The organism is Micromonospora sp. URMC 105, from assembly GCF_051386295.1.
Classification (GTDB): Bacteria; Actinomycetota; Actinomycetes; order Mycobacteriales; family Micromonosporaceae; genus Micromonospora.
Map to the genome: position 1 here is coordinate 1 of NZ_JBPQTL010000138.1, position 10,874 is coordinate 10,874.

General features: G+C 73.2%; 14 protein-coding genes. 13 read left to right on the forward strand and 1 reads right to left on the reverse strand.

The genetic code is table 11. The features are described from left to right. The first annotated feature begins 100 nt into the window (after positions 1 to 100). The 13 genes from ACSNN7_RS27125 (at position 101) to ACSNN7_RS27185 (ending at position 9,741) form a co-directional block, all read left to right on the forward strand. Entirely contained in the window at positions 101 to 481 is a 381-nt protein-coding gene (locus ACSNN7_RS27125) for a hypothetical protein (protein ID WP_436683851.1), read from the forward strand. Between the two features lie 59 nt (positions 482 to 540). After that, positions 541 to 1,467, forward strand: a complete 927-nt coding sequence (locus ACSNN7_RS27130) for a hypothetical protein (RefSeq protein WP_436683852.1) — start codon at positions 541 to 543, stop codon at positions 1,465 to 1,467. A 118-nt stretch (positions 1,468 to 1,585) separates the two neighbouring features. Further along, positions 1,586 to 2,215, forward strand: a complete 630-nt coding sequence (locus tag ACSNN7_RS27135; protein ID WP_436683854.1) for a DUF4178 domain-containing protein — start codon at positions 1,586 to 1,588, stop codon at positions 2,213 to 2,215. Positions 2,216 to 2,217: 2 nt separating this feature from the next. Continuing rightward, positions 2,218 to 2,724 (forward strand): DUF2617 family protein, encoded by a 507-nt coding sequence (locus ACSNN7_RS27140; RefSeq protein WP_436683855.1) that lies wholly within the window; start codon positions 2,218 to 2,220, stop codon positions 2,722 to 2,724. Further along, positions 2,721 to 3,146, forward strand: coding sequence for a DUF4247 domain-containing protein (locus ACSNN7_RS27145; protein ID WP_436683856.1), 426 nt, complete (start codon positions 2,721 to 2,723; stop codon positions 3,144 to 3,146). The genes ACSNN7_RS27140 and ACSNN7_RS27145 overlap by 4 nt, the downstream gene beginning before the upstream one ends. A gap of 31 nt (positions 3,147 to 3,177) precedes the next feature. After that, complete coding sequence (locus tag ACSNN7_RS27150; RefSeq protein WP_436683858.1) at positions 3,178 to 3,600, forward strand: DUF350 domain-containing protein; 423 nt, start codon at positions 3,178 to 3,180, stop codon at positions 3,598 to 3,600. Beyond that, positions 3,600 to 4,493: a hypothetical protein gene (locus tag ACSNN7_RS27155; protein ID WP_436683859.1), complete on the forward strand. Its 894-nt coding sequence runs from the start codon at positions 3,600 to 3,602 to the stop codon at positions 4,491 to 4,493. The genes ACSNN7_RS27150 and ACSNN7_RS27155 overlap by 1 nt, the downstream gene beginning before the upstream one ends. Continuing rightward, the gene (locus ACSNN7_RS27160; RefSeq protein WP_436683860.1) at positions 4,490 to 6,085 is read left to right on the forward strand and encodes a polyamine aminopropyltransferase; all 1,596 of its coding nucleotides are present in this window, start codon (positions 4,490 to 4,492) and stop codon (positions 6,083 to 6,085) included. The genes ACSNN7_RS27155 and ACSNN7_RS27160 overlap by 4 nt, the downstream gene beginning before the upstream one ends. Before the next feature lie 89 nt (positions 6,086 to 6,174). Continuing rightward, entirely contained in the window at positions 6,175 to 7,071 is an 897-nt protein-coding gene (locus ACSNN7_RS27165; RefSeq protein ID WP_436683861.1) for a hypothetical protein, read from the forward strand. Positions 7,072 to 7,144: 73 nt separating this feature from the next. Beyond that, positions 7,145 to 7,777 (forward strand): hypothetical protein, encoded by a 633-nt coding sequence (locus ACSNN7_RS27170; protein ID WP_436683863.1) that lies wholly within the window; start codon positions 7,145 to 7,147, stop codon positions 7,775 to 7,777. 9 nt (positions 7,778 to 7,786) lie between these two features. After that, the gene (locus ACSNN7_RS27175) at positions 7,787 to 8,599 is read left to right on the forward strand and encodes an SDR family NAD(P)-dependent oxidoreductase (protein WP_436683864.1); all 813 of its coding nucleotides are present in this window, start codon (positions 7,787 to 7,789) and stop codon (positions 8,597 to 8,599) included. A gap of 167 nt (positions 8,600 to 8,766) precedes the next feature. Further along, positions 8,767 to 9,306 carry an orotate phosphoribosyltransferase gene (gene pyrE, locus ACSNN7_RS27180; RefSeq protein ID WP_436683865.1) on the forward strand — a complete coding sequence of 180 codons (540 nt, stop codon included), beginning with the start codon at positions 8,767 to 8,769 and terminating at the stop codon, positions 9,304 to 9,306. Between the two features lie 57 nt (positions 9,307 to 9,363). Continuing rightward, entirely contained in the window at positions 9,364 to 9,741 is a 378-nt protein-coding gene (locus tag ACSNN7_RS27185; RefSeq protein WP_007454255.1) for an ArsR/SmtB family transcription factor, read from the forward strand. A gap of 175 nt (positions 9,742 to 9,916) precedes the next feature. Here ACSNN7_RS27185 and ACSNN7_RS27190 read toward each other — a convergent pair whose 3' ends face one another. Beyond that, entirely contained in the window at positions 9,917 to 10,759 is an 843-nt protein-coding gene (locus ACSNN7_RS27190; RefSeq protein WP_436683867.1) for a DedA family protein, read from the reverse strand. Between the last annotated feature and the right edge of the window lie 115 nt (positions 10,760 to 10,874).

Here is a 10,874-nt window from a genome sequence, read left to right on the forward strand (position 1 = left end):
CCCTGATGATCAAGAAGTTTGCGTCGGCGGGCACGCTTCCGCCGACGCAAACCTCTTGATCATCAGGGTGGGGGTCGGCGGGACGGGGAAGGATGGAGGGATGTTCGGGATCGGGAAGAGCAGGGACAAGGAGCTGGACGCGGCCGTCAGGGAACTCGCCGGGGCGGACACGGTCGCCTTCGGCGGGGTGGGGATCGCGGGCACCCTGCTGCCCGTGACCGAGGCGTACCGGCGGGTCGAGGAGGCGCTCCATGCCCACCCGGACGAGGCACGCGAGAAGGTCGACTGGCTGCTCCGGCACGGTTCACCGGCCGGGAAGGCGTACGCGGCGAGCCTCCTGGAGCGGGTCGACCCGGCGGCGGCCCGGGAGGCCTGGGCGTCGCTCCGCGCGGACCGGGGCGAGTTCACCACCTTCACCGGCTGCGTGATGGGCAACGCCACCCTGGGCGGGTACGCCGCCGACCGGCTTGCCGGAACGTAGGCCGGAGTCCGACCGAACGGGGCTGCGGCGAACGGCGGGCAGACCGTAGCTTCCCCCGCATGACGCACGACGCCGCCGCGCCGGCCCGCCCACCCCGACCCACCGCCGTCACGGTCGCCTACTGGTTGCAGATCGCCGCAGTCGTCGTGCTGCTCGCCCTGGTCGGCCTGGTGCTCTGGCACGCCGTCGAGTGGAACGGTGAGATCGACCGCGCGGCCCGGCTGGTGCCCGACGCCGACCCGGCGGAGGTCTCCGACGAACGGTTCGGCAACATCTTCATGTCCTCTGTGATCGGTGTGGCGGCGCTGCTGCTCGCCCTCTGGTTCGCCCTGACCGCGCGCGGCGTGCGCCGGGGCAGCAACGTCGCCCGGATCCTGGTCTTCGTGGCCGGCGGGCTGCAGGCGCTGGTCTGCTGCGCCCAGGGCGGCTTCGCGCTCCTGTTCATCCCGTTCTTCTTCGCCATCGGCGGTCCGGAGGAGGAGTGGGAGGGCGAGGAGATCCCCGCCGAGTTCATGCCGGAGGAGTCCAAGTTCCTGGAGACGCTCTACGGCACCGGGTCCGATCCGACGGGGGAGGTGCTCTTCACCGTCGGCGGGGTGGGGGCGACGCTGGTCCTCGGCCTGACCGCCGCCGCAGTGGTGCTGCTGGTGCTGCCGCCGGTGCACCGCTGGTTCGTGCCCCGCGCCGCCACGCCCGACGCCCCCCGACCGCCGCTGCACCCGCCCTACCCGCCGGCCTTCCTGCTGCCGCCCGGCTACATGCTCTGCCCCGACCCCCGCGCCCACGGGCTGCCGCCGCACCCGGCCGCCGCGTCGCCGCACCCGGCCGCCGCGCCGCAACAGTCGGCCGCCGCGTCCCCGGAGCCGGCCGCCGCGCCGCAAGAGTCGGCCGCCGCGTCGCCACAGCCAGATGCCGCCCCGGCGACCCAGGTCACTCCCGCTGCGCCGCCGCCCGCACCGGACGCCGGGCAGTCGCCGCCGAGCTGACCTGAGGGGCCGGAGCGCACCGACGCTGAGTCACTGGCCGGTCACTCAACAGTGGACTTGTTTCCCCAGGTGCGCGCGGTTGTTACCGTCTCGGCCGACGCATGGGGAGGCGGTCGCGGTGGACGGGTCGGTGGCGTACCTGGTGGCGGCGGTGGGGTGCCTGGTCGGGATCGCCGGGGTGGTGATCGCCCTGATCGCCCTCGCCCGGCAGCGGCGGAAGCCGAGGCCGGCGGCATCGGGCGACCCGTTCCGGGACACCGACGCGGACGCGCTCCGGGGTGACCCGCGCACCCTCAAGCCCGGCGATCTCGTCGAGATCCGGCAGGTGTCGTACGCGATCCGCGGCTCGGTGCATCTGGTCGAGGGCGCCTGGAGCTGGGCCGAGCACCTGCTCGACGACGCCGGTGGGGCCAAGCGCTGGCTCTCCGTCGAGGAGGACCCGGACGTGGAGCTGGTCCTCTGGACCGCCGAACCGGGTGCCACCGTCACGCCGGGTGCGCCCACCCTGGACTTCGCCGGCCGCCGCTACTCGTGGGAGGAGTCCGGGCAGGCCCGGTACTCGGCCACCGGCACCACCGGCCTCGACCCGAGCGGCACCGTCCGCTACCACGACTACCGGGCGCAGGGCGGGGCGCGGCTCGCCTTCGAGGCGTACGGGGAGGCCGGCTGGGAGGTGGCGGTGGGCGAGCCGCTGCTCCGCTCCGAGGTGATGATCTACCCGCAGGCCGGCCCGGGACAGGTGGCCTGAGGGTGCTGGTCAGCATCGACACCCCGTACGTCGACACCAGCGCCGCCGACCTCGGGCTGGCCCTCGGTGATCCCGAGCTGCCGGCCCTGGCCGTCCGCGAGGTCGACCTGCCCGGCGGCATCCGGGTGCGGCTGCGCCTGCTCGGCGCCTCGCACCAGGTCGTCCTGCCCACGCCGACCGGCGGGCTCACCGAGACGGTGGCCTGCCTGCCGGGCCGGCCGCCGCACCTGCCCGGCACGCTGCACGACGAACCGAACGGCTACCGGTTCACCGCCACGGTGCTCCGGCCGCCCGCCGGTGAACTGCGCGCCCGCGTCACCGCGCTCCGCGCCGAGCTGACCGACGACCCGTACGCGCTGGTCGGGGTCTTTCCCGGCGACCCGGACGCGGTCACCGCGCTGGCCGTCCGTCCCGACCCGCCGGACGGTTCGGTCGGCTGGCGCACCTGGCACGCGTATCCCCAGACCAACGAGCTGGTCCTGACCGAGACGGTGGTGGCACTGCGATGACGTACCGGCGCTGGTTCGTGGTGGGAGTGGCCTTCGCGGTCATCGGTGCCCTGGTCGCCGCCTTCGCGATCTTCTACGGCAACTTCTCGCCCCGCGGTTACGTCGAGGACCGCTACACCCGGGCGACCAGCCGGGACATCGGCGGCGAGGCGGTCGCGTACACCTCGAACAAGACGCCGAGCCAGGTGGCGCAGGACGTGACCGAGGCCTGGCAGCCGGCCGACCAGTACGTCGACGGCAGCGGCGTCTACCTGCGCTACGACGACGACTCGGTGGTGATCCTGCCGATCGCCACCGGCTCGGTGATCCTCCTCGAACGCCTCCGCACCGCCTACCCGCGCTACCACTCCACCGTGGGCAGCCACTGGGGCTGGGGCCGGGGCAGCACCGTCCGGGGTGGCGGCCCCGGCAGCGGCAAGTAGCCCGACCGAACGACACCCCCTGGAGTCCCCTGTGCAGACCCTGGTCACCGATCTGCTGGTCACGCTCGCCTACGGCGTGGTCGGCGTCGTCCTGATGGCCGTCGGCTACGTCCTGGTCGACGTGGCCACCCCCGGCAAGCTCCACGAGCTGATCTGGACCGGGCGCAACCGCAACGCCGCCCTGCTGCTCGCCTCGAACCTGGCCGGCGTCGGCACCATCGTGGTCGCCGCGATCGCCGCCAGTGCCGACGACGTCGCCCTCGGCCTGGTCGGCGCCGCCGCGTACGGCATCCTGGGCCTGGTCGTCATGGCCGGGGCGTTCCTGCTGCTCGACGCGGCGACCCCGGGCCGGCTCGGTGAGATCCTGGTCGACCCGGAGCCGCACCCCGCGGTCTGGGTCTCCGCCGTCGTCCACCTCGCCACCGGCGCGATCATCGCCGCCGCGATCAGCTGATGGCCGCCCCGAAGCGGCCGGGCGCCGCCGGACGCCCGGCGAGCACCGGCGCGAAGAGCCACGCGAGTAGCGCCGAGATACCGGTGTGGAAGCAGGCCCTGATCTGGGTGGGCCTGCTGGGCACCGTCGCCGCCTGCACCATCGGGTCGATCGTCAACGGTGACGACGCGTCCGACGTCGTGCCGCCGCCGACCGCGCAGGAGCGCACCGACACCGTCGCGGTCCTGGCGCGCTCCTCGGCCAGCCAGGGCGTCTGCTACGGCTGGGAGCTGAGGGACGACTTCGGCTCCGCAGATCCGGTCAGCGTCGGTTCCAACCTCGGCGACGGGGTGGCGGTCGAGGAGAACCCGTCGTGCCCGCGCTGGATGCAGGTGAGCGTCCGGATCTACTACCCGTCGGAGAGCAGCGAGAGCGACGACAGCGCCTACGTCACCGTCAACGGCTCCGGCGACTTCTCCTCGTCGGAACTGCTGCGTGTCGCGGACGGCCTGGGGCGGCTCGGAATCACCGAGAAGGTCTTCATCGACGACCCGGGCTGGGGTGTCACCCGGGCCGCCGTGATGCTGCCGCTGCTCGCCGTCGAGGCGGGGGTGGTCGAGCCGGCCGCCACCCCGGCCCCGGCCGCGGCCGCGGCGGAGCCTTCGCCGCTGCCCGACCCGGGTAGCGACCTGTGGCGGGACCGCTGGGGCTACCTGCTCGCCGCCGGTGGCCTGCTGCTGGTCACCGCACTGCTGGTGACCGTCGGAGTCGTGCAGCGCCGCCGGACGACTGCTCCGGGTCGCGGCGCGGCGCCAGACGCGCCGAGCCGGAGTGGTCGCGAGCGCCGGGGAGTCGAATCCGCGCAGCGCGCCGGGGCGGACGCGGTGCCGTCGCGTACCCCGGAGAAGGCGTGACCGTCGACGTGCCGCCGGCCCCGGCCGACGCCGGACCGGCGGCGCGGCCGCGCTGGCGGGCGGCCCGGGCGGCGGTGCTGCTCGCGGTCTTCGTCTGCGCGGCCTGCGGCCTGGTCTACGAGCTGGCGCTGGTCGCGCTCGGCAGCTACCTGATCGGCGACGCGGTCGGGCAGGCCTCGATCGTGCTCGGCGTGATGGTCTTCGCGATGGGCGTCGGCGCGCTCGTCGCGAAGCCGTTGCAGTCCCGGGCGGCCGCCGCGTTCGCGGTGATCGAGCTGACCCTGGCGCTGCTCGGCGGGCTCTCCGTGCTCGGCCTCTACGCCGCCTTCGCCTGGCTGGACCTCTACGGTCCGGCGCTGGTCGGCACCGCGTTCGTGCTCGGCCTGCTGATCGGCGCGGAGATCCCGCTGCTGATGGTGATGCTGCAACGCATCCGCGAGCAGTCCGCCGGCAGCGCGGTGGCCGACCTGTTCGCCGCCGACTACGTCGGGGCGCTCCTCGGCGGGCTGGCCTTCCCGTTCCTGCTGATGCCGGTCTTCGGCCAGCTCAAGGGCGCACTGGTGGTCGGCGCGGTGAACGCGGTGGCCGGCGTCGCGCTGGTCTGCACGGTCTTCCGCGCGGAGCTGAGCCGCCGGGCCCGGGTCGCGCTCGCCGCCGGCTCCGTGGTGGTCGCTCTCTGCCTCTCCTACGCCTGGATCACCGCCGCCGACTTCGAGCTGACCGCCCGGCAGCAGCTCTACCGGGACCCGGTGGTGCACGCCGAGCGCAGCCGCTACCAGGAGATCGTGCTCACCCGGTCGGTGCGGGAGGTCGGGCAGGCCCAGACCGACCTGCGCCTCTACCTCAACGGCGACCTCCAGTTCAGCTCCGTCGACGAGTACCGCTACCACGAGGCGCTGGTGCATCCGGCCCTGCGCGGGCCGCGCGGCGAGGTGCTGGTGCTCGGCGCCGGTGACGGGCTCGCCGTCCGGGAGATCCTGCGCTACCCCGACGTACGCCGGGTGACCGTGGTCGACCTCGACCCGGCGGTGGTGGCGCTGGCCCGCGCCGAGCCGCAGCTGCGCCGGCTCAACGGCGACGCGTTCACCGACCCCCGGGTGCGGGTGGTCAACACCGACGCCTTCGGCTGGCTGCGTACCGCCACGGACCGGTTCGACGTGGTGGTGGCCGACCTGCCCGACCCGGACGAGACCGCCACCGCGAAGCTCTACACCGTCGAGTTCTACGCGCTGATCCGCTCGGCGCTCGCCGAGGGCGGCCGGCTGGTGGTGCAGTCCGGGTCGCCGTACTTCGCGCCCCGGTCGTACTGGTCGATCGAGGCGTCGGTACGCGCGGCCGGCTTCGCCACCGTGCCGTACCACGTGGACGTGCCCTCCTTCGGCGACTGGGGCTTCCTGCTCGCCGCGCCGGGGGCCACCCCGCCGGCGCTGGAACTGCCGGCGGACGCGCCGCCGCTACGCTTCCTCGACCCGTCGGTGCTCCGGGCGGCGGCCGCCTTCCCGGCCGACCGGGCCCGCCTCGCCGTTCCGGCCTCCACACTGCTGCAGCCGAAGGTGCTGGAGTACGCCCGCGCGGAGTGGCGCGGCTACTGACCCCGCCGTCCGGCCGCCGCTGCGTGGTGCGCGCACAGTTGGGCCGATATGGATACGGTGTGGGCGCGATCTAGGGGAAGGGAGAAATCATGGTCGATTCCCAGCACACACCGGCCCGCGTCCGACCGGCCGTCGTGACGATTTCCAGCTATCTGCTGATTCTGTTCGCGCTCATCCAGGTGATCAACCTGATCATCGCGATCGCCACCATCGGCACCATCCGCGAGGTGATGGACGAGGCCTACCGCGGCACCTCCGCCAACGGGGTGCAGGGGGTGGCGGACTTCGCCATCGCGTTCAGCCTGGGCGGCGCCATCGTGGGGCTGCTGCTGGCCATCGTGCTGGCCGTGCTCGGCCTGTTCAACAACCGGGGCGTGAACGGCACCCGGATCACCACCTGGGTGCTCGGCGGCCTGATGTTCTGCTGCTGCGGCCTCGGCACGGCCAGCAACGCCGCCGGGGGCTTCGGCGCCGGTGCCGGCGGGACGACCGGCGGCGACGTGCCCAGCGCCGAGGAGGTGCAGCGCCGGCTGACGGAGGCACTGCCGTCCTGGTACGCCCCGGTGACCCTGCTGCTCTCGGTGGTGTCCCTGCTCGCCCTGCTGACAGCGCTGATCCTGCTGGCCCTGCCCAAGGCGAACGAGTTCTTCCGCAAGCCGCAGCAGGCGTGGGAGCCGCCGGTCCCCGGCGCCGCCTACCCCGGTCAGCCGAGCTACCCGGCCCCCGGCTACCCGCAGGCGGGCTACCCGCCCGCGCAGCCGGGTCAGCCGTCGGCCCCGGGTGAGCCCGGCTACCCGCCCACCCCCGGCTACCCGGCCACGCCGGAGCAGCCTCCGGCCGCCTCGCCGTGGCAGCCGCCGTCGGCACCGTCTCCGGACGCGCCCGCCGCACCGCCGGCCGGTCAGCCGGAGCCCGGTGGGCAGGGGCAGGACCGGCCGGGTGAGAGCGGCCCGCCGTCCGACCCGACCCGCCCGACCGGCAGCTGACGGGCGAGTACGAGCGACGCCGACGATTCCCTCCGAGTAGGTTGCAAGCCGACGCCTACCGGAGGGAATCGTCGTGTCGTACCCCGATCAGGCGCCGGCGCGCCGGCCCGCCGCCGTCACGCTGGCCGCGGCGGTGCTCGGCCTGATGGCCCTCGCCGCCGGGGCGTACGCGGTCGCGGCGCTGCTCGCGCTGGGCGGCACGGTGGACCGGCTCCGGTCGGCCGCCGCCGCCACCGGCGCGCGCCCCGACGAGGTCGACGGCGTGGTCACCCTGCTCCGGGTCACCACCATCCTCTCGGCGGTGCTCACCGTCCTGGTCGGTCTGCTGCTGATCGGTCTCGCCGCCGGGCTGCTCGCCGGCCGCCGGGGTGCCCGGGTGGCGACCTGGGTGGTCGCCGGGGTGGGACTGCTCTGCGGCTGCGGCGCCCTGGCCGCCCTGGTGGGGCAGCGGGCCGGCCCGCTGCGGACCGGTGAGCAGACCACGGCCGAGTTGCTGGGCCTGCTCGGCGACGCCTACCCGTCGTGGTGGATCCCGCTGAACGGGGCCCTTTCGGTGGGCCAGTCGCTCGGCTACCTTGTGGTGGCCGTGCTGCTGGCGCTGCCCGCGGCGAGCGGCTGGTTCGGCCGGACCCGGCCGACGCCGGCCCCGACGCCGCCGCCGTACGGCCCCTATCCGCCCCTGCAGGCTCCGCCGCCGTCCCGCTGAGGAGCGCCCGTGACCTCCGTTCCCCCGGCCACCCCGCGACGGGCGCTGGTCACCGGCGCGACGGCCGGCATCGGTGAGTCGTTCGCCCGCCGGCTCGCCGCCGACGGCTGGGAGCTGGTGCTGGTGGCCCGGGACGCCGCCCGGCTCGACGAGGTGGCCGCCGAGCTGACCGCCCGGCACGGTCACCGGGTGGAGACGCTCCCCGCCGATCTGTCCACCGACGACGGTTGCACGGTCGTGGAACGGCGGCTGACCGACACCGCCGCCCCGGTCGAGCTGCTGGTCAACAACGCCGGGCTCAGCCTCAACCAGCCGTTCCTGCGGTCCACCGTCGCCGACGAGGCGCGGTTGCTGCGGCTCAACGTGCACGCGGTCATGCGGCTCACCCTCGCCGCCCTGGGCCCGATGACGGATCGACGGAACGGGGCAGTGATAAATGTCTCTTCCGTTGCGGGTTTCGGTCCGGTGATGCCCGGTTCCACGTATCCGGCGAGCAAGGCGTGGGTGACGAGCTTCAGCGAGTCCGTCGACCTGTCGGTGCGGCCGCTCGGCGTACGGGTGATGGCGCTCTGCCCCGGCTACACCGCCACCGGCTACCACGAACGCAACGGCATCGACATGTCCGGCACGCCGGGCTGGATGTGGCTGCGGGCCGACGACGTCGTCGACGTTGCCCTGCGTGACCTGCGCAAAGGCCGGCAGATCAGCGTCCCGGACTGGAAGTACAAACTGGCCGTGGCCGGCCTGCGGCACGCGCCGCGACGGCTGCTGCGGCTGGCGTACCGCGACCGCCGGGGCCGGGTCGAGCCGACCGGCGGTTGAGCCCGCGAGACCCTGCGCGCCCCGGCGACGCCGGACGTCGGCAGGGTACGGCTTTACCGGCCAGTCGCACAGCGTAGCCGTCCATCGCCACCCGTCGGTCGCCCGCGAGGCTGACCCAGGTGGACCCCACATCCGGCGTACAGACTCGCGCAGTACCCTCTATCGCCATGGGGCACCGCGACGACCTGCGTAAATTCATTTCCGACCTGGCTGTGGTCCACGGCCGGGTGGTGCTCTCCTCGGGCCGCGAGGCGGACTGGTACGTCGATCTGCGCCGCGTCACGCTCCATCACCAGGCTGCACCGCTGGTCGGTCGGGTGATGCGCGAGCTGACCGCGGACTGGGACTATGAGGCGGTCGGCGGGCTGACCCTCGGCGCGGATCCGATCGCGATGTCGATGCTGCACGTCGCGGCGGAGACCGACCGCCCGTTGGACGCCTTCGTGGTTCGCAAGACGGGCAAGGCGCACGGCCTGCAACGTCGGATCGAGGGGCCTGAGGTGGCCGGCCGGCGGGTACTGGCCGTGGAGGACACCTCGACGACGGGCGGCAGCGTGTTGACCGCCGTCGAGGCGTTGCGCGAGGCCGGGGCGGAGGTCGTGGGTGTGGCGGTTATTGTTGATCGAGGAGCCGGGGACGCCGTGCGAGCCGCCGGACTGCCGTACAAGGCGGCCTATACGTTGGCTGACCTCGGCCTTGTGGCGTAAAAGTTTGCCGATTCGGATCTGCTGATATGCAGGCGGATCGATGCTGCTGGTGGAAGGATGGAATACGTGGGAACTGCGTTGGCTGAAATGACCATGCCTCAGATCTCGCCGCTTGCCGGCGAGCCGATCGAACGTGCCGATGCCGAGCGGCTGGCGGGGGTCCTCAAGGCCCTTGCCGACCCCGCGCGGCTGCGGCTGCTCAGCCTGATCCAGTCGGCCCCCGAGGGCGAGGCGTGCGTCTGCGACCTGACCGCGCCCCTCGGCCTCTCGCAGCCGACGGTCAGCCACCACCTCCGCATCCTCACCGAGGCCGGCTTGCTGGAGCGGGAGAAGCGCGGTGTGTGGGCCTACTACCGGCTGGTGCCGTCCGCGATCGCCACGATCGCGGATCTGCTGACCCCGCCGCGCAAGCGGGCCACCAAGAAGGCTCGCTGACCCGGTGTCCGCGCGTCGTCCCCGACCGGGGCGACGTCCGGTGACGTACCAGGGGTGGCGTCATCGGGTGGTGACGCCTGCCCGTCACCAGCCAGCTCGCTGATCCGTCCACCGGTTCGTCCGGTGACACGAACGGCCGGTCCCTTCCGGGGCCGGCCGTTCGTCGCGTCCGAGGTCAGCGGCCCTGGCCGTGGTCCGGGTAGCGCCGGTCGCCCTGCGGCTGCTGCGGCTGGTCGTGGTGCAGGTGGTGCTCCACGGTGTCGCGCACCGCGTCCACCGCGCCGACCGCGCTCGCGGCGGCGACCACGGCGATGGCCTCGCCCCGCTTGCGAGCCTTCCGGTCGCGCAGGAACTCGAAGAAGATCGGCAGCACCGAGATCAGGATGATCAGCGCGACCACCGGCAGGATGTACCGGTCGATCTTGTCGCCGATCGCGCTGTAGATCTGCTCGGCCAGCAGGTAGCCGATCAGCAGGATGCCGTCCACCCAGACGATCGCGCCGATCACGTTCCAGAGGAAGAACTGCTTGGCCGGCATGCCGAGCGTGCCCGCCACCGGGTTCAGGAAGGTCCGCACGATCGGGATGAACCGGGCCAGCACCACGGCCTTCGCCGGGCCGAACTTCTGGAAGTAGAACTCCGCCTTCTCCACGTACTCCTTCTTGAAGAGGCGGGAGTTGGGACGGTCGAACATCCGCCGGCCGTACCGGGAGCCGAGCCAGTGCCCGAGCTGGGCGCCGACGATCGCGCAGATCGGCCCGCCGATCAGCAGCCCGATCAGGGAGAGCCGGGTGCCGTCGCCGAAGATCGCGTCCGCCACCGGCGACGCCGCGACGCCCGCCAGGAACAGCAGCGAGTCGCCCGGGAAGAAGAAGCCGACCAGCAGGCCGGTCTCGGCGAAGAGGATCACCCAGACGCCGATCAGCCCGAAGGTCTGCAACAGTTCCTTGGGGTCGAGCGGATTCAACGCGACCGTCTCGACCACGACCCGGCTCTTCTCACCTGTGTCCACGGCCACACAGGCTACCGAACGCCGCCGCGCTCACACCCCCCGCCCTCTGCGCGCACTTTCTCCGAAAGCGTGGCCATTTCGCGCTCCATGGCCACGCTTTCTCGGAAAGTGCGCGCAAGGG

What these genes read in the sequence shown, in the direction of transcription:
- ACSNN7_RS27155 (WP_436683859.1), top strand. Translation starts at nt 3,600, where the DNA reads ATGGCCGCCCCGAAGCGGCCGGGCGCCGCCGGACGCCCGGCGAGCACC.
- ACSNN7_RS27145 (WP_436683856.1), top strand. Translation starts at nt 2,721, where the DNA reads ATGACGTACCGGCGCTGGTTCGTGGTGGGAGTGGCCTTCGCGGTCATC.
- ACSNN7_RS27165 (WP_436683861.1), top strand. Translation starts at nt 6,175, where the DNA reads ATGGTCGATTCCCAGCACACACCGGCCCGCGTCCGACCGGCCGTCGTG.
- ACSNN7_RS27185 (WP_007454255.1), top strand. Translation starts at nt 9,364, where the DNA reads ATGGAATACGTGGGAACTGCGTTGGCTGAAATGACCATGCCTCAGATC.
- ACSNN7_RS27125 (WP_436683851.1), top strand. Translation starts at nt 101, where the DNA reads ATGTTCGGGATCGGGAAGAGCAGGGACAAGGAGCTGGACGCGGCCGTC.
- pyrE (WP_436683865.1), top strand. Translation starts at nt 8,767, where the DNA reads ATGGGGCACCGCGACGACCTGCGTAAATTCATTTCCGACCTGGCTGTG.
- ACSNN7_RS27130 (WP_436683852.1), top strand. Translation starts at nt 541, where the DNA reads ATGACGCACGACGCCGCCGCGCCGGCCCGCCCACCCCGACCCACCGCC.